General features: G+C 71.9%; 18 protein-coding genes. 12 read left to right on the forward strand and 6 right to left on the reverse strand.

What is annotated here, in order from left to right:
- Positions 1–5: 5 nt before the first annotated feature.
- Positions 6–1,118, reverse strand: a complete 1,113-nt coding sequence (locus ACLJPY_RS15765) for a hypothetical protein (RefSeq protein ID WP_410589157.1) — start codon at positions 1,116–1,118, stop codon at positions 6–8.
- A 163-nt stretch (positions 1,119–1,281) separates the two neighbouring features.
- Here ACLJPY_RS15765 and ACLJPY_RS15770 point away from each other — a divergent pair, with 163 nt between their 5' ends.
- Positions 1,282–1,650, forward strand: a complete 369-nt coding sequence (locus tag ACLJPY_RS15770) for a hypothetical protein (protein ID WP_410589158.1) — start codon at positions 1,282–1,284, stop codon at positions 1,648–1,650.
- Between the two features lie 72 nt (positions 1,651–1,722).
- Here the strand turns inward: ACLJPY_RS15770 and ACLJPY_RS15775 are convergent, their stop codons facing one another.
- From ACLJPY_RS15775 to ACLJPY_RS15785, 3 genes are all read right to left on the reverse strand, one after another.
- Complete coding sequence (locus tag ACLJPY_RS15775) at positions 1,723–4,278, reverse strand: PQQ-dependent sugar dehydrogenase (RefSeq protein WP_410589159.1); 2,556 nt, start codon at positions 4,276–4,278, stop codon at positions 1,723–1,725.
- A gap of 291 nt (positions 4,279–4,569) precedes the next feature.
- A complete protein-coding gene (locus tag ACLJPY_RS15780) occupies positions 4,570–5,391 on the reverse strand; it encodes a coproporphyrinogen III oxidase (protein ID WP_410589160.1) in 822 nt (273 codons plus the stop codon).
- 38 nt (positions 5,392–5,429) lie between these two features.
- On the reverse strand, positions 5,430–5,867 hold the full coding sequence (locus tag ACLJPY_RS15785) for a PPOX class F420-dependent oxidoreductase (protein WP_410589162.1): 438 nt from the start codon (positions 5,865–5,867) through the stop codon (positions 5,430–5,432).
- Positions 5,868–5,985: 118 nt separating this feature from the next.
- On the opposite strand from ACLJPY_RS15785, the gene ACLJPY_RS15790 reads away from it, so the two are divergent.
- Genes ACLJPY_RS15790 through ACLJPY_RS15805 form a run of 4 tightly spaced genes read left to right on the forward strand, consistent with a single transcriptional unit; the run spans position 5,986 to position 13,554 of the window.
- A complete protein-coding gene (locus tag ACLJPY_RS15790) occupies positions 5,986–7,461 on the forward strand; it encodes a hypothetical protein (protein ID WP_410589164.1) in 1,476 nt (491 codons plus the stop codon).
- Complete coding sequence (locus ACLJPY_RS15795) at positions 7,461–8,261, forward strand: hypothetical protein (RefSeq protein WP_003077197.1); 801 nt, start codon at positions 7,461–7,463, stop codon at positions 8,259–8,261. Before ACLJPY_RS15790 ends, ACLJPY_RS15795 begins: the two co-directional genes overlap by 1 nt.
- A gap of 11 nt (positions 8,262–8,272) precedes the next feature.
- Entirely contained in the window at positions 8,273–12,730 is a 4,458-nt protein-coding gene (locus ACLJPY_RS15800) for a hypothetical protein (protein ID WP_410589165.1), read from the forward strand.
- 38 nt (positions 12,731–12,768) lie between these two features.
- Positions 12,769–13,554, forward strand: a complete 786-nt coding sequence (locus ACLJPY_RS15805) for a TIGR03620 family F420-dependent LLM class oxidoreductase (protein WP_410589167.1) — start codon at positions 12,769–12,771, stop codon at positions 13,552–13,554.
- On the opposite strand, the gene ACLJPY_RS15810 is transcribed toward ACLJPY_RS15805, so the two are convergent.
- Entirely contained in the window at positions 13,551–14,033 is a 483-nt protein-coding gene (locus ACLJPY_RS15810; protein ID WP_410589169.1) for a YybH family protein, read from the reverse strand. The two genes, ACLJPY_RS15805 and ACLJPY_RS15810, sit on opposite strands and share 4 nt — an antisense overlap.
- A gap of 35 nt (positions 14,034–14,068) precedes the next feature.
- Here ACLJPY_RS15810 and ACLJPY_RS15815 point away from each other — a divergent pair, with 35 nt between their 5' ends.
- Positions 14,069–14,413 carry an ArsR/SmtB family transcription factor gene (locus ACLJPY_RS15815; RefSeq protein ID WP_410589171.1) on the forward strand — a complete coding sequence of 115 codons (345 nt, stop codon included), beginning with the start codon at positions 14,069–14,071 and terminating at the stop codon, positions 14,411–14,413.
- Here the strand turns inward: ACLJPY_RS15815 and ACLJPY_RS15820 are convergent.
- Complete coding sequence (locus ACLJPY_RS15820; protein WP_410589173.1) at positions 14,394–15,038, reverse strand: LysE family translocator; 645 nt, start codon at positions 15,036–15,038, stop codon at positions 14,394–14,396. The genes ACLJPY_RS15815 and ACLJPY_RS15820 overlap by 20 nt on opposite strands.
- 72 nt (positions 15,039–15,110) lie before the next feature.
- Here ACLJPY_RS15820 and ACLJPY_RS15825 point away from each other — a divergent pair, with 72 nt between their 5' ends.
- From ACLJPY_RS15825 to ACLJPY_RS15850, 6 genes are all read left to right on the forward strand, one after another.
- A complete protein-coding gene (locus ACLJPY_RS15825) occupies positions 15,111–16,292 on the forward strand; it encodes a winged helix DNA-binding domain-containing protein (RefSeq protein ID WP_410589174.1) in 1,182 nt (393 codons plus the stop codon).
- 394 nt (positions 16,293–16,686) lie between these two features.
- Positions 16,687–17,691, forward strand: a complete 1,005-nt coding sequence (gene gap / locus ACLJPY_RS15830) for a type I glyceraldehyde-3-phosphate dehydrogenase (protein WP_410589176.1) — start codon at positions 16,687–16,689, stop codon at positions 17,689–17,691.
- Positions 17,692–17,696: 5 nt separating this feature from the next.
- Complete coding sequence (locus ACLJPY_RS15835; RefSeq protein WP_410589177.1) at positions 17,697–18,944, forward strand: phosphoglycerate kinase; 1,248 nt, start codon at positions 17,697–17,699, stop codon at positions 18,942–18,944.
- Positions 18,944–19,729 carry a triose-phosphate isomerase gene (gene tpiA, locus ACLJPY_RS15840; RefSeq protein ID WP_410589179.1) on the forward strand — a complete coding sequence of 262 codons (786 nt, stop codon included), beginning with the start codon at positions 18,944–18,946 and terminating at the stop codon, positions 19,727–19,729. Before ACLJPY_RS15835 ends, tpiA begins: the two co-directional genes overlap by 1 nt.
- Before the next feature lie 130 nt (positions 19,730–19,859).
- Entirely contained in the window at positions 19,860–20,090 is a 231-nt protein-coding gene (gene secG, locus ACLJPY_RS15845) for a preprotein translocase subunit SecG (RefSeq protein ID WP_410569940.1), read from the forward strand.
- A 107-nt stretch (positions 20,091–20,197) separates the two neighbouring features.
- Positions 20,198–20,542, forward strand: coding sequence for an RNA polymerase-binding protein RbpA (locus tag ACLJPY_RS15850; RefSeq protein WP_410589181.1), 345 nt, complete (start codon positions 20,198–20,200; stop codon positions 20,540–20,542).
- Positions 20,543–20,810: the final 268 nt, after the last annotated feature.

Below are 20,810 nucleotides of genomic sequence, written 5' to 3' on the forward strand. Positions count from 1 at the left end.
CCCGGTCAGCCGGTCCCGGTCAGCTCGGCCAACGCTGCCCGCACGTCGGCGGACAACCGGTCGTCCCCGTAGGTGTGTTTCGCCGCCGACAACGCCCGGCCCAGTGCCTCCGACTCGTCTTCGCGGGTCGCGGCGAAGATCGCCGGGAACGCCATGGCCTGCTGCAACGCGTTGTCGTGCCGCCCGTCCGGGGTGCGCACCAGCGTGTGCGGAACCGCCGGGTCGGACAACAGCCGGTCCCATGCCGCCGACCCATCGTCGAACGGCGGTGGCAACGCCTTCCCTTCGTCAAGCGCCCGCAGGCCCGCGGCGATCCAGCCGACGCCGTCGAGCCCGGCCCGCGCGAACGCGAGGTGGGCCACCCGGCGGGCGAGCGCGCGCCGGACCTCCGGACCGGCGGCGATCGCGGCACCGACGAGGTCACGGTCGACCTTCGCGAACTCCCGCAGCGAACCCGGCGGCAGGGCGAGGATCGGCGGGTCCGGGAGCACGCCGCCCCACTCCCGGAGCAGCTGCTCGTGTCGCGCCTGCGCCCGCGACTCCTCTTCGGCCCGCCGGCGCGCTTCCCATCGCGCTGCGAGCTCCTCGTCGGTCGGCGGTGGGGGCAAGTCCCGCGCGAACCCGTGCCAGTACGCCGCGATCGCACTCGTTTCGCGGACGACGACGTCCGGCCCCGGTGGTGCGGGCCAGAGCTGCAGCAGGTAGCTGTCCTGCCGGGGTTCGCCGTCGAGCCGGGTGTCGCGCTCGCGGCCCGCGTCCATCGCCGTGCCGCTGTAGCGGACGCGGTAGTCGCCGGCAGCCAGTCCGAGGTCCCACCGGCCCTCGCCACCCCAGGTGACCAGCTGCGTCCGGCCCTCGGCGTGGAAGGACGCCTCGACGACGTCCTCCCCGCCGCCGTCCGGCGGCTCGGACGAGTGCACTTCGGCGGTGAAGCCGACTTGACCGGTGTGCAAGCCGGTGATGAGGAACAGGTGGCCGGGCACGGCGGCCCCGCACAACCCGTTGCGCTGCCCGGTGAAGCAGGCCGCCAGGTCGCCCTCGAACGGCTCGCCGCGCTCGTCGTGGACGTAAATCTGTCCATAGTGGACGTGAATCTCGCCGTCGACCGCGGTGCGCATGCCGGTCAGCATGGCAGGCCCCACCGACAGTTTTCGGTTTGCCCTGTTTGCCCGGATCGGCGACACGGAGAGTGCGCTTCACAGATTCGTTGCTCGGATGGCGTAGCGAAACCGGTCCGGTTCGCGATTAATCTGGGAAGCCGTCGCGTCGAGAGGTTGCCCCATGCCCGAACCAGCCGCATCCGTCCCGGCCGATCCCCGGCTCGCCGCGCGGTTCACCGAGGATCTGCTCGACGGGTGCCGGGTCCTGGCCAAGGATTACGGCTACCGGCCCGCGCAGTTCGAACGCATGGTCCGCGAGCACGGCGGCGTCGAAGCCGCCCGGCTGCTGCTGCGCGGCGCGGGCACCGCGGGCGGGTTCACCGTGCTCTGGGAGAAGAACCAGCTCGGCCGCAGTTCCGAGGCGACCATGCTCCGCGAGGAGTACGCCGAGCTGTTCACCGCCGACGAGCTCCTGCTGGCCCGCCGCCGGCTGGAGGAACACGGCTTCGACGTCGACGCCCACCTGCGCCGGATCGCCGAACCGACCTGAGCCCGGCCGAGCCGGCTCGGGTGAGGGCGGCAGGGGTGACCGGCGCCGCTCCGGTCACCCCTGCCGCGGCTTTCAGGCGGCCGCGCCGGACTTGCCGCGCAGCACCACGCTCGCCGTCGACGCGCCCTTGACCGCCGTTTCCACCTGCGCCAGCGTCGAGGACGGCGTCAGGCCGGGGACCGTGGCGGTGTTCAAGGCGTAGAGAGTGAACGTGTACGGGTGGCTCGAACCGCCCGGGCAGGGACCGAAGAACTGCTGCGCGGTCGCCCCGCTGCCCATGGCCTTCTGCTTCGCCCCGCCCTGGTCGGGCACGGTGTAGCCCGCCCCGAGCCCCTCCGGCAGCGACCGGGTGGCCGCCGGAACGTCCCAGATCGCCCAGTGCAGCTTGGTGCCGCCGCCCGCGACGTCGGCGAACACGACCGCGTAGCCCTTCGCGCCGTCGGCGGCACCCCACGCCAGCGGCGGCGACGGGTCCTGGCCCGCCGTGCCGTCGCCGGCGCAGGTGTACTTGTCGGGGATCGTGGCGTTGTCGGCGAAGGCCGAGCTGGTCAGCTTGAACCCGCTGCCGCCCGGGAACTTCAGCCGCACGATCACGTTGTCCAGCACCGACGGCGTGCCGCCGTTCTTGTCGTTGTTCGTCGAGGTCAGCCAGAGCCCGCCGTCGGGGGTCTTGGTCACCGAGCGCAGCCGGCCCCAGCGGCCGGAGAACAGCGTCGACACCGTGCCGACCCCGGTGCCGGCGGCGTTGATCTGCGTCGCGAACAGCTGCTCACCGGTTACGCCGGCGATGTAGATCCAGTCGTTGACGATCTCCACCCCGCTCGGCCCGGCCTGCGACGTCGGCCAGGTCTTCTTCGGGGCGATGAAGCCGCTGCAGCTGCCCTGCGTGCCCTCGCAGCTGGGCCAGCCGTAGTTGCCGCCCTTCTGGATGAGGTTGAGCTCGTCCTGGCTGCTTTCGCCGAACTCCGCCGCCCACAGCTGCCCACGGGAGTCCCAGGCCAGGCCCTGCGGGTTGCGGTGGCCGTAGCTCCAGACGTACCGGGCGTTGCCGCCGGTGGCGTAGAACGGGTTGTCGCCCGGTGCCGAGCCGTCGGGGTTGAGCCGCAGGACCTTGCCGTTGAGCGAGCTCTTGTTCTGCGCGTTGTCGCTGTTCTTGGCGTCGCCGACGGTGGCGTAGAGCTTGCCGTCCGGGCCGAACCTGATCCGCCCGCCGTTGTGGTAGCGGTTCTTCGCGATCCCGGTCAGCACCGGCGTCGACGTCGAGGACAGCGTGCTGCCGTCGTAGGTCATCTTCACGATCCGGTTGTCCCCGGACGCCGTGTGGTAGAGGTAGATCGCGTGGTCGGCCGCCCAGTTCGGCGAGATCGCCAGGCCGAGCAGGCCGCCTTCGCCGTTGGTCGTGACCGCGCCGGGCACCTTGCCCAGCGTGGTCTTCTGCCCGGACGGCGTCACCAGCAGCACCTCGAAGCGGTCCCGCTCGGTCACCAGCGCGTTGCCGTTCGGCAGGAAGTCCACCGCCCAGCCGAGGTCGACCTTCGCGATGTCCCGGTCGTACTCCGGGATGCCCCCGGCGCCGCCCGGAGCGCTCGTCTTCGCCGTGACGGCGTTGCTGGCCGCCGAGCTGTTGCCGTCGGGGTCGCGCGCCTTGACCGTGAACGTGTAGGAGGTGTTCGGGGTCAGGTCGGTGACCGTCGTGCTCAGTGACGTCGTCGTCGCCACCTTCGTGGTGCCCTGGTAGACGTCGTAGCCCGCGATGGTGCCGCCGTTGTCCGTGGCCGCGTTCCACGCCAGGGACACGCTGTTCGCGGTGACACTCGTGGTGCGCAGGTTGCCCGGCACGGTGGGCGGGGTGGTGTCGTTGCTCGGCGGCGTGGTGAAGGTGACCACGTTGCTCTGCTGCGACGGGTTGCCGGCGGCGTCGAACGCGCCGACCGAGATGTCGTAGGCCGTGTTCGGGGTCAGGTTGTCGACGGTCGCGCTCGTGGTGTTCCCGTCGACGGTCTTGAGGGTGTTGCCGCCGCGGTTGATCTCGTAGCGGACGACGCCGACGTTGTCCGTCGCGGCGGTCCAGGAGAAGGTGGCCGCGGTGGGGAGGACGTTGCTCGCCTTGAGGTTCGACGGCGGCGACGGCGGCTCGCCGTCGGTGGGCGCGGTGAAGGTGTCGGTGAGCTTGTCGGCGTTCGGGCCGCCGTTGGCGGTGGTCGCGGTGGTGCGGACCTTGTTGACGCCGGCGGTGAGCTGGACGGTCGCGGTGACGGTCTTCCAGGTCGTCCACGCGCCGGTGCCGGGGAAGTCGACGGTGCCCTTGTCGCCGCCGTCGACGGTCAGCTTCACCGGCCGGTTGTCGGTGGTTCCGTTGGCGTAGCGGAAGGTCAGGGTGTGCGTGCCCGCCTGCGCGGCGTTCACGGAGTATTCGACGTAGCTGCCGGCGACGTTGTCGAAGTTGACGAACCCGGTGCCGGAGTAGCCGGCGTGGTTCGACTCGACCGCGCCCTGGGAGATGGTGGCGTTCTCGGACTCGTAGCCGGTGTCGGCCGCGAAAGCGGTTACCGGGCTGACGACGGTGAGGCCGAGCGCCGCGACGGCGGTACCGGCCAGTACCGCGCGCCACGGTGGACGGGGTGCCACTGGGAGCCTCCTGCGTTGTCGGGGACAGGGGGTGACCGGGGCGGAATGGTCGGCGGACCACCGGCGGCAATAGTTAGGAAAGTTTCCTATCTATGGGTCAGATCACACACCCTCCGAGCGGGCGCTGTCAATACTCGACACGGCGGCTCACCCGGCGTGCCAACGGTTTCCCGCTCAGCGGCACGAGTGCGCCACCCAGAGCGCCCCAATGTGGCCTTCGGTGCGTCTCACGCACCGAAGGCCACATTGGGTGCGTCAGACGCACCCAAGGCCGCCTTGGGGCGCTTGGGTTCAGCCTGCTGTCACGGGGGCTTCGGCCGCCCAGTCGCGCGGCACCAGGAACGAAGCCAGCTCCGCTTCCGCGCTCCCCGGCTCGGGCGTGCACTCCGACTGCCACCGCGCCGACGGCGGCAGCGCCGTCAGGACCGCTTCCGCGTCGGCCCGCGCCGCGTCGTGGACGAGCGTGAACTCGACGTACCGGCCGCGGCGGTGGAGCTGCCACTGCCGCTCGCGTTCGCCGTACGGCACGTCCTTGCGCCGCCGCGCGATCGGGAAGTACGCGGGCGCGACGGTGGCGATGCTCGCCGCCGCGAAGGCGGCCGAGCGCCGCCACCCGTCCGGGCCGGGCAGGCGCAGGTGGTCGAAGTGGATGCCGCCGATGCCGCGGGCCTCGTCGCGGTGCGGGAGCCGGAAGCGGTCGTCGCAGGCGCGTTTCGCCTGGGCGTGGAACGCCGGGTCGAGCGTGTCGCAGTGGTTCTTCAGCACGCGGTGGAAGTGCGTGGCGTCCGAGGCGAAGCCGTAGCAGGGGAGGAGGTCGACGCTGCCGCCGAACCACCACGCGTCCGCGGCTTCGCGGTAGTGGAACTCCGCCTGGAACGCCGGGACGTACGGGTTGCGCGGGTGCAGCGCGACCGACAGGCCGGCCGCGAAGAACTCGTCCGAGAAGGTCACGCTGACCGCGGCGCGCTCGAAGACGTCACCGTTTTCGAGCAGCCGTGTGCGCCCGGACCGGCCGAAGCGCCCGCCGTCGAGGCGTTCCAGTTCGGCGACCAGCTCCCGCTGGCCCGCGCTGAAGATCGCCTTGACGGCGTCGCGTCTGTCCCCTGAAGGCATGCCCCCACCCCCAGGGGCAGATTACCAGCGAACCGGGGTCAGCCGGCGATGTCGGCGCGGGCGATCACCTTGGTGATGGTCGCCCGGACGAGGGATTCCTCGGGGACGGCGTTGCGCTTGCCGTACTCCTCGCCGCGCTCGGCGCCCATGTACCGCGCACCCAGGCGGGTGGCCCAGGTGAGCATGTCATCCAGGTCGTGGGTCAGCCGCGCCTCGGCGGTGAACTGGACGTAGGAGTACGGCGGCCGCTGGTCTTCGACGGCCAGGGAGATCCGGCCGTCGCGGGCGATGGCCTTGCCCTTGAGCGTCTCGGTGCCGGTCGTGAAGATCAGCTCGTCGCCGTCCGGGCCCTCGTTCAGCAGGAACCAGATCGGCGTCACGATGGGCGAGCCGTCCTTCCTGACCAGTCCCAACATCCCCGTCCGGGTGCCTTCCGAAGCGAACTGCCACCATTCGTCACGGCTCATCTCACGCATGTGAGCGACGTTAATGCAAACACCGCGGCGCGTCAGCGCCACCTTTGAGGGTGGTGGTGGGGGCATGGATGGAGTCACCCGCGCGTGCGCAGAGGGTGGCCGACTAGCCTGGCCTGCTGTGCGAGACGACGAGAGCGGGACGACCGGCCTGGCCGACGAGGGGCTGACCCGCCGCCTCAAGGCGCTGGCCTGCACCGCGCCGCTGCACGACCTCGACGCGCGCAAGGCCAAGCTCGACTGGGCCGACGCCACGGTCTACCAGATGGCCGAGATCGCGCTGCACACGATCGACCAGGTCACCATCGCGATGGACTTCGACACCGGCGCCGGCCACGACGAGGTCATCGACCGGCTGCTGCCGTTCATCGCGCAGCAGGCGCCGTCGCGGATGCCCGAGGAGCACGTCCGGGTGGCCAAGTGGGTGCTGGACAACCTGATCAACGTCGGCACCACCGACCGCGGCTTCCGGCGCGTCTACGGCTCGATGGGCCCCGGCGGCTACCAGCGCCGCCAGTTCGACTTCAAGCTGCTCGTCGAGCTGGCCGCCCGGGACGGCGAGGTCTACCTGCGCGCCACCGACGAGGCCATCAACGTCCTGGTCGGCGCGCTCGACACCGACGTCGAATCCGCGCAGATCGCCGCGGAGGTCAAGCTCGAGAACCTGATCAACCGCGGCCGGCTCGCCGACGCCAAGCTCGCCGCCGAACAGGCCCGCTACCGGACCGTCCAGTACGGCGAGACGCTGCGCGCGAAGCTCGACGCGACCCGCCGCGACGTCCGCTCGGTCGACTGGGAACGCGAGGTGCCGGAGCTGCTGGACAGCGCGCTGAGCCACATCGAAGCCCGCTTCCGCGCCGAGAACGCCATCCTCAAGAACATCACCACCGCCCGCGACGAGACCGAGGACCTCGACCGCAAGCGCCGCGCCGCCGAGCTCGTCGACATCGTCGGCGACTGCATCCGCCGCCACACCCGCCTGCAGTCCCGCCTCGCCGACGCGGGCGCGGTCTTCCGCGCCGAACAGGACCGCCAGCAGTTCTCCGGCCCGCCGCAACGCGCCACGATCGACCTCTTCGGCCAGCTCCTCGTGCCCACCCTCGGCCTGCCGCTGGCCGATGCCGTCGCCCCGGCCGAGCACTTCTTCCACGCCGTCGCGGGCATCTCGGCGCCCGTGGTGCCCTCCCTGTCCAGCCTCGTCTCGCTGCTCCTGCGCCCGGCCCCGGAACGCGACCAGCTCGTCGGCGAAATCCCCGAGCCGGAGCTCATGCCCGCCGAGGTCACCGACAAGTTCGGCGACGACGTCTGGCGTGCCGCCGACGAACTCCTCGACCTGCCGGAGGTGCCGCGACGGCTCTCCGGCCTGCTCGAAGAAGCCCGCCGGAGCCGTCAGCCCGGGCTCGCCGCCCTGGTCGCGCTGCGCGCGGTCCACGCCTACAGTCCCGGGATCGGCGCGGCCCGCCGCCAGGGCGACCGCTCGGTCCTGCTCGCCGTCGACGACGGCACGCTCCTGGACGACCCGGACTTCGGCGGCGCCGACCTGCTCCTGTCCACCGCCGCCGTCGAGCGGGCCGACGAAGAAGAGGAAGTCGCGTAATGGCGCTGTCCCACAGCAGCGTGGACGCCGAAGCCGCGGCCCGGCTGGTCGCCTTCGGCATGCGGCCGAAGCAGCTGCCCGCGCGTGACGTCGTCTACGGCGACCTGGTCCGCCGCTACGGCGAGGACAACGCGTTCAAGGCGCTCACCCACGCCGTCGCCGCCGGGCTCGGGCTGATGGTCCTCGAGGTCAACCAGCAGGCGGGTGCGGTCCTCGCGGCCACCGACGAGTCCGTCTTCGAGATCAAGATGGACTCCTACGCCCGCCAGGCCAAGATCCGCGAACGCCGCGAGACGGAGAAGGTCCTGCACGGCCTCATCCACCTCGCCACCGCCGCACTGGGCTACCCGCGCCCCGACGACCTGGCCAACGACACCTACATCGGCCGCGTCAGCGTCGAGCAGGTCGACGCGATGGTCCGCGAAGCCGCCCGGATGCTCGACGAACGCGCCGCGGCCGCCGAGGCCAACAACGACCCCCTGGCCGACGCGCCCGAGCTCGAACAGGCGTGGCGCGCCTACGCCCGCCGTCCCGCGGCCGCCGCCACGAAGGACGGCAGGCTGGCCGCCGACACCACCCGCGGCATGGTCAGCCGCGCCCTGCGCTTCCTCGCCGACCAGGGCTTCCTGGTCCCGGTGAGCGACGAGCAGGGCGGCACCTACCGGACCACCCCGCGCTACCAGATCCAGGTCCGCGAGCTCGCCGCGGACGCCGCGTTCGACGACCTGCTCGCACTCGACGTCGTCGCCGTCGCGAACGCCGGGGGCACGCTGCGCGCGGCGGCCTCGGACACGCTTTAAGAGGGGAATCGATGTACGAGCTTTCGCGGGTCCGCCTGCACTCGGTGGGCCCGGCGGGTGCCCGCTACCAGGACGTCGTGCTCGACTTCAGCGGTGTCGGCGCCAAGATCACCGCGCCGCAGCAGGACGCGCTGTTCAGCGCGGGCATCCACGCGACCGGGCCGGCCGAGCTGCGCCGCCCGTCGCCGGCGAGCGTGCTGTTCCTCGAGAACGGCGGCGGCAAGTCGGTCCTCATCAAGCTCATCTTCTCGGTGATGCTGCCCGGCCGCCGCCAGGTCGTCGGCACCACCAGCACCAAGGTGCTCGAGAAGTTCGTCGCGGCCAAGGACGTCTCGCACGTCGTGCTGGAGTGGCTGCACGTCGAAAGCGGCCACCGGATCATCACCGGCAAGGTCTCGGAGTGGCGCGGGCACGTCGTGTCCGCCGACTCCGAGAACCTCGTCGACTCCTGGTACTGCTTCCGCCCGACCGCCGCGCTGGGGCTCGATTCCCTGCCGATGACCCAGGACGGCCGGCTGCTCACCATGTCCGGCTTCCACGACAAGCTCACCGCGGCCCAGCTCGCCGAACCCGAGCTGGAGCTGTCCTGGACCCGCCGCCACCACGAGTGGACCGGCCGGCTGGACAGCCTCGGCCTCGACACCGAGCTCTTCCGGTACCAGCGCGCGATGAACGCGGGCGAAGGCGAGGCGGCGGACGCGTTCGCGTTCGGCACCGACGACGCTTTCGTCGAGTTCCTGCTGCGCGCGGTCATTTCCGAAGAAGAGCCGAAGGACCTCGCCGAGGTCGTCGCGACCTACGCCCACAACCTCGCCCAGCGCGGGGATCTGCTGTCGGAGCGCGACTTCGTGGCCGGCGCGCTGGACCTGCTGGGACCGCTGGCGGCCGAAGAAGGTGTTGCCGCGGAGTCGCGGAAGATCGCCGATGCCGCGAAGGCCGACATGGCCGAGCTGGCCGGGCGGGTCGTCGCGCGCAACGAGCTCGAGAACGCGCGGCTGTCCGGGCTCGAGGACCACGTCACCGAGGTCAAGTCCGCGGAGAAGCTCGCCGAGGGCGACCACCGGCGGCTCGCCGCGGCCGTCACCGAGCTGCGCCGCCTGGTCGCGGTGCTGCGGCTGGACGAAGCCCAGGAGGCCCGCAAGCGCGTCGACGCCGAGCTCGCCGCGGCGAAGACCGAGGCGGAGGCCTGGCGCGAGACGGCGACCGTGCTCAACGCCCTGAACGCCGCCCGCAAGGCGAAGGACCTGCGCGAACTCGTCGGCAGCCGCGAGGAGAAGGCGCGTCCCGCCTTGACGGCGCGCAACGACGCCGCTTCGGCGCTGGCTCGCGGGCTGCACGCGTTGGCGCAGGACGCCCAGCGGCAGGCCGACAAGGCCGAAGCGCACGCGGGCGCGTTGCGTGCCGAAGCCGAGAAGGCGCAGACCGAACGCGACGAAGCCGCGAACCTCGCGGCCGCCCGCCGGGCAGAAGCGCGCGGGCTGACCACGCGCATCACCGAGCTGCGCGAAGAGGTCCAAGCCGCGGTCCGCGCGGGGCTGCTGTCCTCCGGCGCCGACGTCGCCGAAGCTTCGCGAGCCGCGCGGACGGCCGCCGAGCAGGCCTCCTCGGAACTGACGCGGCGCGAGCAGGAGCTCGACCGCGTCAGCGCGGACCTGCAAGCGGCGCAGCGGGCCGTGAACGAGGCCCACCAGCTCGCCGGCACCACCCAGGACCGCCTGGAACGCGCCACCGAGGACCTCGGCCGCGCCCACCGCCGGACCGACGCCCTCGCCGCCGAAGGCCGCCTGGTCGAGCTGCTCGGCGCCGACGACGTCAACCTGGAGAGCGACCTCCCGGTGCTGCTGGAGCGGCTGCGCGAGGCGAGCGCGGCCGTCGAGAAGGAGCAGACCGCACTGCGGATGGAGGAGTCCGCCGACGAGCGGGCCCTGGCCGCGCTGGGGTCCGGCGGGCTGCTGCCGCCGCCGGAGGACGTCCAGGCGGCGCTGGACGCCCTGGAAGAAGCCGGGATCACGGCGTGGTCCGGGTGGCGGTATCTGTCCAAATTGGACGCTGCCCGGCGGGCCGAAGTCCTGGAAAGCCTGCCGCAGCTGGTGTCCGGCGTGCTCCTGAACGACGCCGCGCACACCGCCCGCGCCCGCGAGGTGCTTACCAAGCGGCGGCTGCTGCCCAGCGCGATCATCGCCGTCGGGACGACGGAGGCGCTGCTGGCCGAGACGCCGTCCGCGCCCGGCGTCGAGTTCCTCGTGCCGCCCAACCCGGCGATGTACGACGAAGAAGCCGCCGACGCCGAGCGGGAAGCCGTGGCGCGGCGGCACACCGAGCGGCAGCGACGGCTGGAAGCGCTGGCCGCCAAGCTGTCCGCGGACGGCGCACTGACGTGGAAGCTGACGACCTGGCGCGAGGACTACCCGCCCGGCGCCGTCGCGACCCTGGCCGAGCAGGCCCAGGCGGCGCGCACCGCGCGGGAGACCGCCCGCACGGCGCTGGACCAGGCCGAGGCGGAGTTCGCGCGGTTGAGCGAGAAGGCCGTCGCCCTGCGCGAGCGTGTCCCGGAACTGCGGGCGGCCGCCGCGGAAGCCGAGGAGAAGGCCCGGCGGCTCGGTGAGCTCGGCGTCCGCAGCGCGCGGATCGCCGAGTGGACCGAAGAAGCCGAACGCGCGACCGAGATCGCCGAGCGGGCCGACCTCCAGGCGTCCGACGCGGCGGGCAAGGCCGCGCGGCTGCGCGAGCAGGCGGGGGAGGAGCAGCGCACCGCCGACGGCCACCGCCGGACGGCGACGACCGCGCGCGCCGAACTCGCCGAAGTGCCCGGCGCGGCCGAGGCGGCCGACGGCCCGGTGCCGTCGGAGCCGGTCGATGCCCTGCGGCGCACGTACGCGTCGGCTTCCGAGGCGTACGCGAAGGTGGAGGTCGGCAGCGACCTGCGCAGCGAGCTGGAACAGGCCGAGTCGGCCGAAGCTGCCGCTGGCTCGGCCGTCGAGTCGCTCGACGAGGCCGTCCGCGCCCGGGCGGCCGAGCTGCTGGAGACCCCCGACGGCTCCGACGCGTCGGCCCGCGCGGCCGCACTGGCCCGCGCCCGCCGGGTCGTCGACGGCCTCGAAGACGAGCGCACCGAAGCGATCGGGCTCGTCTCGACGCGCCGCGCCGAACTGGACGCGCTGCCGCTGCAGAACGGCGTCAACGGCGAGAAACCGCGGCACATCGAGCACGGCCTGGAGCTGATCGACGCGGCCGGGCTGGAAGCGTCGGCGGCCGCGCGGAAGTGGGAAGAGCTGCAGGAACGCCGGGCCGCGGCGGAAGCCACCCTGGAGTCGGCCCGCACTTCGGCGTCGGGTTTCGCGCTGCTCGCCGAGTCGATGGCGCACCTGGTGACCGACTCGGACGCGGCGGCCTACGACGGCGACGTCGACACCGCGCGCGCCCAGCACGCCCGGCTGAACGCCACCTTCAACCAGGCGCAGGAAGCCGCCGACGCCGGTGACCGCCGGGTGCGCGCGGCCGCGGACCAGCTCGCGCAGTACGCGACGGAGAAGCGGTTCGAGAAGCTCAGCACGCCGGTGCGCCAGCAGGTCATCTCGGTCAAGCGCGACCAGCTCCCGGCGCACGCCGCCGAGTGGGCCGAAGCGCTGCGGCCGCGCCTGCGTTCGCTGACCGACGACCTCGCGCAGATCGACCGGCACCGCGGCGGCATCATCACCCGCCTGCAGGGCATGGTCGACGGCGCGTTGCGGACCCTGCGGTCCGCGCAGCGGGTCTCGCGGCTGCCGGACGGCCTCGGCGACTGGTCCGGGCAGGAGTTCCTCCGCATCCGCTTCACCGAGCTGGAGGACAACGCGCTCACCGAGAAGCTTGGTGAGGTCGTCGACGAGGCCGCCGTGGGCAAGACGGCGGACGGCCGGGACGTCAAGCGCGACGGGCTTTCCCTGGTCCTGCGCGGAGTCCGGGCGGCGGCACCCAAGGGCTTCCGCGTCGACATGCTCAAGCCGGACTCGGTGCTGCGCACCGAACGCCAGCGCGTCTCGGAGATCCGCGACGTGTTTTCGGGCGGCCAGCAGCTCACCGCGGCGATCATCCTCTACTGCACCCTGGCCGCGCTGCGCGCCAACAACCGCGGGAAGGTCCGCAACCGGCACTCGGGCGTGCTGTTCCTCGACAACCCGATCGGCCGCGCGTCGGCCGGGTACCTGCTGGAACTGCAGCGGGCGGTCGCCGAGGCGCTGGGCGTGCAGCTCATCTACACGACGGGCCTGTTCGACGCGGGCGCGCTGTCGGAGTTCCCGCTGATCGTGCGGCTGCGCAACGACGCCGACCTGCGCGCGGGCCGGAAGTACCTGTCGGTGGACTCGACGATCCGCAACTCCCTGGAGGACTTGGGCGAGCCCGACGGCGTCGCGCGCCTCTCGGCGACCCGGATGTTCACCCGGGTTTCCGGAGAAGCGGATTCCGCTGAGGACGAACAGACGGCCTGAGGCGGAACAACGCGGCGTCGCCCGGAGTTGCCGGGCGCATGACGAAACTGGGGCCGCTGGGGGCCACCCACTCCGCACTGGACACCGACACGGCCGTGGCCGTCGAGCTCGAAGAGCTCGGTTACGACACGCTCTGGCTGGCCGGCGGCCAGGGCAACAACCTGCCGCGGATCACCGAAGTCGTCCGCGGGACTTCGCGGATCCAGGTGGCGAGCGGGATCCTGTCGGTCGACCGGGTGCCGTCGGCGGCCGTGGCTTCGGCGTACGCCGAGCTGCCGCCCGGGCGGTTCGTGGTCGGCCTGGGCGGGGCGCACGGCCCGCGGCCGCTGGCCACGCTCGGCGACTACCTCGACGAGATCGAGGACGTCGTGCCGCCGTCCGCCCGGATCCTGTCGGCGCTCGGCCCGCGGATGCTCGAGCTGGCCCGCGACCGCGCGGCGGGCGCGTACCCCTACCTCGTGACGCCGGACTACATCGCCTCGGCCCGGGAAACCCTGGGCGCCGGCAAGCAGCTCGCCGTGCTGCTCAACGTCGTCGCGGAAACGGACGCCACGGCGGCGCGGGACGCCGTTCGCGGCGGCGGCCTGCGGTTCCTGACCGGGCTGCCGGGCTACGCGGCGAACCTGCGCCGCATGGGCTTCACCGACGGCGACCTCGCGGACCTCTCGGACCGGCTCGTCGACGGCGTCGCGGTGTGGGGCGGCTTCGACGCCGTCGTCGCGAGGCTGCGGGAGTACCGCGCGGCGGGCGCGGACCAGGTCGTCGTCCGGCTCGACGGCCTGCCGCGCGAGTGGTGGCCGGAGCTGGTGACGGCTCTCGCCTAGCCGCGGATCGCCCGCTGGTACGCGGCGAGCTCGCCGGGGTCGTCGATGCTGCCGTGGTGGTGGATCTGCACCCAGCGGCCATTCTCGTAGGCGAAGAAGCGCGTCGTGCGGATGCTGAGGGGGACGGTTTCGGTCACGTGGTACTCGCCGGTCTCGCGGCCGGCGAAGACCGCGTGGCCGTCGCCGGAGTACTCGACGATGTCGCCCAGGGTGACGGTGACGCGGGCGGGACCGTGGAAGACCCGCTCGTACAGCCCGGTGATCGCCTCGCCGCCGCGCAGGATGCCGCCGAGCGGGTTGTTGAGCTGGGCCAGCGGATCGGTCGTCCACACCCGGCGGAACACGTCGAGGTCGCGCTGGTTGAAGGCGTAGTAGAACGATTCGAGCGCGGCCAGCGCGCCTTCGCGACCGGGCTCGGTGGCTTCGCCGAGCCGGTTGCGCGCGTCGGGGCCGAAGGTCGTGTCGAGGTGTCGCGGCACGGCTGCTCCTAGAGTGTTCGACGGAGGTCGACCTGATGAGTGTACGACAATCATCGAACACTGCGCGGGCGCGCGGGCTCACGCACGCGCGCCCGGCGCAGGTTTCGCTGCAGGACGCCCTGGCCGCGGTCGCCGACCCGGTGCGCCGCAGCATCCTGCGCGAGCTGGCGGCCGTGCCGGAGTGGACGAAGGCCTGCGGCACGTTCGACCTGCCGGTGGCCAAGGCGACCCGCAGCCACCACTTCGCCGTGCTGCGCGCGGCGGGCCTGATCGAACAGCGCGACGAAGGCCCGCGGCGGCTGAACCGCTTGCGGCGGCCCGAATTCGACGCGGCCTTCCCCGGCTTGCTCGACCTGGTGCTCAGTCACCCCGGCCGGTGAAGGCCAGGGTGGTGCCCAGGCCGATCATCACCAGCCCGCCGGTGCCGCCCACCAGCTCCAGGCGCTTCGGCGAGCGCGCGAACCACGCGCGGGCGGTGCCCGCGACCAGCGCCCACGCGCTGTCGGTGGCCAGCGCGATGGCGGGCAGGCACAGGCCGAGAACCAACATCTGGGCGGGCACGGACCCGGCCGCGGGGTCGACGAACTGGGGCAGCAGTGCCGCCAGGAACACGATCGACTTCGGGTTCGCGAAGCCGACGACGAAGCCGTCGCGCAGCACCGCCGGCACGCGGCCCGGCTTGTCCCGCACCTTCGCGGCCATCGCGTCGGTCAGCCGCCGCCGGTGCCGCACGGCCTGGATTCCCAGGTACACCAGGTAGATCGCGCCGGCGACCTTGATCGCGGTGAACACCGCCGCCGACGTCGTCACCAGCGCGCCGAGCCCGAAGGCCACCGCGACCACCTGCGTGTACACGCCCGCGGAGTTGCCCACGACGGTGAGCAGCGCGTCGCGCCGCCCGACCGTGAGCGCGCGGCTGATGGTGAACAGCACGCTCGGCCCGGGGACGACGACCATGAGGAACGTCAAGGCGGCGAAGGCCGCGAAGTGCGCACCGGAGACCATTTCGCGAGGCTATCGCCTGGTCGCCCGGCACAACCAGGCGTTTTTGTCGGTGCCGGGTGGTATCAAATCCGGGTGCCTCCGAAGATCAGCACCGACCAGCGCCGGGCCCGCCTCGCCGTCCGCCACCACCTGGCCGCGCCCGCGGCCTCGGTGACCGACGCCGTCGCCGGGGTCGTCGCGCTGCACGCCACCGACCCGGCGACCGTCCACCTGTCGGCGTCCGCCCGGCTCGCGGCCCCGGCGATCGCCGACGTCGAGCGCGCCCTCTACGACGAGCGTTCGCTGCTGCGCCTGCTCGGCATGCGCCGCACGGTGTTCGTGACGGACCTGGACACCGCGGCGCTCGTGCAGGCGGGCTGCGCCGCGGACATCGAGGTCAAGCAGCGGAAACTGCTCGAACAGCACCTCGGGCAGCAGGGGCACCCGGAGAACGTGCCCGAGCCCGGCAGGTGGCTGAAGGACGTCGAGGCGTCGGTCGAGGCGGCTCTGCGGGCCCGCGGTTCGGCGACGGCGCAGCAGCTGAGCGAAGACGAGCCCCGCCTGCGTCAGCAGCTGCTGATGGCGGCGGGCAAACCGTACGAAGCGATCGGCAACGTGACGAGCCGCGTGCTGTTCCTGCTGGCCGCGGGCGGCCGCATCGTGCGTGGCCGGCCTCGCGGCAGCTGGACCAGCACGCAATACGTCTGGCACCCGCTCGACGAGTGGGTCCCGGGCGGGCTGCGGGCGTGGGAGCCGGAAGGAGCGCGGGTGGAGCTGGCCCGCCGGTGGCTGCGCGCGTACGGCCCGGCCCCGGTGTCCGACCTGCGGTGGTGGACGGGCTGGACGGCGGGTCAGGCGAAGCAGGCCCTCGCCGCCTTGGCCCCGGTCGAGGTCGACCTGGACGGCGGGCCCGGGGTGGTCCTGCCGGACGATCTCGAGCCGGTGCCGGAGCCGGAACCGTGGGTGGCGTTCCTCCCGGCGCTCGACCCGACCCCGATGGGCTGGCAGGAGCGCGACTGGTTCCTCGGCCCGCACCGGGCGCCCCTGTTCGACCGCAGCGGCAACATCGGCCCGACGGTCTGGGCGTCCGGCCGCGTGGTCGGCGGCTGGGCCCAGCGCGCCTCGGGCGAGGTGGTGTTCCGGCTGCTGGAGGACGTGGGCGCGGAAACCCGCGCGATGGTGGCGGCGGAGGCGCAGGAGTGCGCGCGGTGGTTCGGCGAGGTCCGGGCGACGCCGCGGTTCCGCACCCCGCTGGAACGGGAGCTGGCCGGATGAGACTCCTAAGCGCGTCGCTGGATCGGTCGAGTCATCGACCTCACTCGCCGTCCCGCGGACCGCTCCCGCGCCCGCAGGGAGGGGGGAGTTGGCTGAATCGTTCAAGATCCGCTCCGCCGCCCGCCGCCGATCGCTCCGGTGGACGCGGGGCACCGGCGTTGATCAGCCGGGACCGGTCCCGGCGGCCGAACCGGCGGCCGTCACCGGTCCGCCGTGGTCCACCCGGTGAAAACGCTCCGGAGCGGCTTCGCTTCTTAATCGATTCTTGACCCGTTCGCCAAGTGGTGGAAGTCTCGTCAGGGCAGTCAGGGACGCGCATGCCCGCACGCTAGGGTGGCCGCGAGCCCGCAAGTCACGGCCGGAGTGCCGGCCGACCCTCAAAGGAGTGGCAGCAGTGACCGTTCGCGTAGGTGTCAACGGCTTCGGCCGCATCGGCCGCAACTTCTTCCGCGCCGTGCAGGCCAGCGGCCACGACATCGAGGTCGTCGCGTTCAACGACCTCGGCGACGTCGCCACGATGGCCCACCTGCTGAAGTACGACTCCATCCTGGGCCGGTTCCCGGGTGAGGTCAGCGTCAGCGACGAGGGCATCGTCGTCGACGGCAAGACCATCAAGGCCCTCGCCGAGCGCGACCCGGCCAACCTGCCCTGGGGCGACCTGGGCGTCGACGTCGTCCTCGAGTCGACCGGCTTCTTCACCAACGCCGACGCCGCCAAGGCGCACATCGCCGGCGGCGCCAAGAAGGTCATCATCTCCGCGCCCGCCAAGGGCGAGGACCTGACCGTCGTCCTCGGCGTCAACGACGACAAGTACGACGGCTCGCAGGTCATCATCTCCAACGCGTCCTGCACCACCAACTGCCTCGGCCCGCTGGCCAAGGTCCTCAACGACGCCTTCGGCATCGAGCAGGGCCTGATGACCACGGTCCACGCCTACACCCAGGACCAGAACCTGCAGGACGCCCCGCACAAGGACCTGCGCCGCGCCCGCGCCGCCGCCCTGAACGTCGTCCCGACCTCGACCGGTGCCGCCAAGGCCATCGGCCTCGTCCTGCCGGAGCTGCAGGGCAAGCTGGACGGCTACGCGCTGCGCGTCCCGATCCCGACCGGCTCGGCGACCGACCTCACCGTCACCCTGACCAAGGCCGCCACGGTCGAGGAGATCAACGCCGCCTACAAGGCCGCCGCCGAGGGTCCCCTCGCCGGCATCCTGCGCTACTCGGACGACCCGATCGTGTCCTCGGACATCGTCACCGACCCGGCGTCCTGCATCTACGACGCGCCGCTGACCAAGGTCATCGGCAACCAGGTCAAGGTCGTCGGCTGGTACGACAACGAGTGGGGCTACTCCAACCGCCTCGCCGACCTGGTCAAGCTCGTCGGTTCGAAGCTGTCCTGAACCAGATGAGCGTCAAGAACCTCGACGACCTGCTGGGCGAGGGCGTTCAGGGCCGGTACGTGCTCGTGCGGTCCGACCTGAACGTCCCGCTCGGCAGTGCTGATGGCTCCGGCCCGCAAGCGACCGTCGCTGACCGCATCACCGACGACGGCCGGGTCCGCGCCGCGCTGCCGACGATCAAGAAGCTCGCCGACGCGGGCGCGAAGGTCGTCGTCACCGCGCACCTCGGCCGCCCGAAGGGCGAGCCGGACCCGAAGTACACCCTCGCGCCCGTCGCGAAGCGGCTTTCCGAGCTGCTCGGCGCCGAGGTCGCGCTGGCCGGTGACCTGGTCGGCGAGTCCGCGAAGGCGCTGACCGGCGGCCTCGCCGACGGCGGTGTCGTCCTGCTGGAGAACGTGCGCTTCGACGCGCGCGAGACCAGCAAGGACGCCGTGGACCGCTCCGAGCTGGCCGCCGAGCTGGGCGCGCTTGTCCCGGGTGGCGCGTTCGTCTCCGACGGCTTCGGCGTCGTGCACCGCAAGCAGGCCTCGGTCTACGAGGTCGCGTCGGTGCTGCCGGCGTACGCGGGCGGCCTGGTGCTGGCCGAGCTGGACGTGCTGAAGAAGCTGACCGACGACGTCAAGCGGCCGTACGTGGTCGTGCTCGGCGGCGCGAAGGTGTCCGACAAGCTCGGCGTCATCGCGAACCTCCTCACCAAGGTCGACCGGCTGCTGATCGGCGGCGGGATGGCGTACACCTTCCTCAAGGCCCAGGGCCACGAGGTCGGCAACTCGCTGCTGCAGGCCGACCAGCTCGACCAGGTGAAGGGCTTCCTCGCCGAGGCCGAGAAGCGCGGCGTCGAACTGGTCCTGCCGGTCGACGTCCTCGCCGCGACCGGGTTCGCGGCCGACGCCGAGCACGAGGTCGTCGAGGCCACGGCCATCCCGGCCGACCGCGAAGGCCTGGACATCGGCCCGAAGACGCGTGAGCTGTTCGCGAGCAAGCTGGCCGACGCGCAGACGGTGTTCTGGAACGGCCCGATGGGCGTGTTCGAGTTCGAGGCGTTCTCCGGCGGCACCCGCGCCGTGGCCGAGGCGCTCGTCAAGAGCGACGCGTTCACCGTGGTCGGCGGCGGCGACTCGGCGGCCGCGGTGCGGCAGCTGGGCCTGCCCGAGGACGGCTTCTCGCACATCTCCACCGGCGGCGGGGCCTCGCTGGAGTACCTCGAGGGCAAGGAACTGCCGGGCGTCGTGGCGCTGGAGGGGTCGAACTAGTGGCACGCAAGCCGTTCATCGCCGGCAACTGGAAGATGAACCAGAACCACCTCGAAGCGATCGCGCTCGTCCAGAAGATCGCGTTCGCGTTGCCGGAGAAGTACTACGCGAAGGTCGACGTGGCGGTGCTGCCGCCGTTCACCGACATCCGCAGCGTGCAGACCCTGGTCGACGGCGACAAGCTGTCGCTGACCTACGGCGCGCAGGACGTCGCGCCGCAGGATTCGGGCGCGTACACCGGCGACATCTCGGGTCCGATGCTGGCCAAGCTGGGCTGCAAGTTCGTCACGGTCGGGCATTCGGAGCGGCGCGAATACCACGCCGAGTCCGACGAACTGGTCAACAAGAAGGTCAAGGCCGCGCTCAAGCACGGCATCACGCCGATCCTCTGCATCGGGGAGAAGCTCGAGGTCCGCGAGGCCGGCGAGCACATCCACCACACCACGACGCAGCTGATCGAGGGCCTGAAGGGCCTCAAGGCCGAGCAGGTCTCCGGCGTGGTGGTCGCGTACGAGCCGGTCTGGGCGATCGGCACCGGCAAGGTGGCGTCGTCCGCGGATGCCGAAGAGGTCTGCAAGGCCATCCGCGCCACCCTCCAGGAGAAGTACGGCGACGAGGTCGCTTCGTCCGTCCGGGTGCTCTACGGGGGATCGGTGAAGTCGGGCAACATCGCCGAACTGGTGGGCTGCGAGAACATCGACGGTGCCCTGGTCGGCGGAGCGAGCCTCGACGGCGAGGAGTTCACGAAACTCTGCGCACTCGCTGCGGGCGGGCCGCTGCCCTGATCGAGGCCACGACCGGGTAGCCTGTGTATCCGGTCCGTCACACAGCAGTGGACGAGTCCAGGGGTACGGTGGTGGTCGTCGGAAACGACCATGCCGTACCCCTGCATTCTCCTAGAGCCCAGAGGATGACATGAAGCTGTTCCTGCAAATCCTGTTGATCGTCTCCAGCGTCCTGCTGGTGGTCGCTGTGCTGCTGCACCGTGGCCGGGGCGGTGGCCTGTCGTCGCTGTTCGGCGGCGGGATGCAGTCGAGCCTGGCCGGGTCGAGCGTGGCCGAGAAGAACCTCGACCGGATCACCCTGGGGCTGGGCGCGGTCTGGCTGATCAGCATCGTGGGCCTGGGTCTGCTGCTCAAGTTGTGAGGCGTCCGGCGTTCCGTCGCCGGCCGCGACCGGGTCCAGGCGGCGGGGCGCAGCGATTCGGCGTGCCTATTGGGGGGCGCGCCGCCGATTCCTAGGTGTGAGGATTCATGGTTGGCGGTAACGCGATTCGAGGCACCCGGGTGGGTGCCGGTCCTACGGGCGAATCGGAACGGGGTGAGTCGGCGCCGCGACGCCGCATCTCCTACTGGTGTGCCAACGGGCACGAGGCACGGCCGTCGTTCTCGCTCGACGCGGAAATTCCCGACGAGTGGGACTGCCCCCGCTGCGGGCTCCCGGGCGGGCAGGACGAGAAGAACCCGCCGGCCGCGCCCCGGACCGAGCCGTACAAGACGCACCTGGCCTACGTGAAGGAGCGGCGCAGCGACGCCGACGGCGAGGCCATCCTGGCGGAGGCGCTCGACCGCCTGCGCAAGCGCCGGGAAATCCTCTAGCGTTCCACACCGAAAGCCACCCCGAGGGAAGCGGACCCCCTCGAGGTGGCTTTCTGCGCGCCCAAAACCCGCCTCGTCCGTGCACGCAACGGCATCACGCGTGACCAGGCGGGTTCCACGCGTGTCCCGAGGGGCATCACCTGGAGTTGCCCCCTGGGGCCGGACACCTTGATTCCAGACGGTGGTCTGGAGGGAGGATGTCCTGGTGTCTCGCAGGTCGAAGTATCCGGAGCAGTTCCGGCACGATGCGATCGAGCTGGTCAACTCG

Origin of the sequence: Amycolatopsis sp. lyj-23 (genome assembly GCF_046549135.1) — a bacterium.
In the GTDB taxonomy this organism is placed as follows: Bacteria; Actinomycetota; Actinomycetes; order Mycobacteriales; family Pseudonocardiaceae; genus Amycolatopsis.

Coding starts and splice junctions, on each gene's coding strand:
- ACLJPY_RS15765 (WP_410589157.1), bottom strand. CDS start 1,118: ATGCGCACCGCGGTCGACGGCGAGATTCACGTCCACTATGGACAGATT.
- ACLJPY_RS15770 (WP_410589158.1), top strand. CDS start 1,282: ATGCCCGAACCAGCCGCATCCGTCCCGGCCGATCCCCGGCTCGCCGCG.
- ACLJPY_RS15780 (WP_410589160.1), bottom strand. CDS start 5,391: ATGCCTTCAGGGGACAGACGCGACGCCGTCAAGGCGATCTTCAGCGCG.
- ACLJPY_RS15785 (WP_410589162.1), bottom strand. CDS start 5,867: ATGCGTGAGATGAGCCGTGACGAATGGTGGCAGTTCGCTTCGGAAGGC.
- ACLJPY_RS15795 (WP_003077197.1), top strand. CDS start 7,461: ATGGCGCTGTCCCACAGCAGCGTGGACGCCGAAGCCGCGGCCCGGCTG.
- ACLJPY_RS15800 (WP_410589165.1), top strand. CDS start 8,273: ATGTACGAGCTTTCGCGGGTCCGCCTGCACTCGGTGGGCCCGGCGGGT.
- ACLJPY_RS15805 (WP_410589167.1), top strand. CDS start 12,769: ATGACGAAACTGGGGCCGCTGGGGGCCACCCACTCCGCACTGGACACC.
- ACLJPY_RS15815 (WP_410589171.1), top strand. CDS start 14,069: ATGAGTGTACGACAATCATCGAACACTGCGCGGGCGCGCGGGCTCACG.
- ACLJPY_RS15820 (WP_410589173.1), bottom strand. CDS start 15,038: ATGGTCTCCGGTGCGCACTTCGCGGCCTTCGCCGCCTTGACGTTCCTC.
- ACLJPY_RS15835 (WP_410589177.1), top strand. CDS start 17,697: ATGAGCGTCAAGAACCTCGACGACCTGCTGGGCGAGGGCGTTCAGGGC.
- secG (WP_410569940.1), top strand. CDS start 19,860: ATGAAGCTGTTCCTGCAAATCCTGTTGATCGTCTCCAGCGTCCTGCTG.
- ACLJPY_RS15850 (WP_410589181.1), top strand. CDS start 20,198: ATGGTTGGCGGTAACGCGATTCGAGGCACCCGGGTGGGTGCCGGTCCT.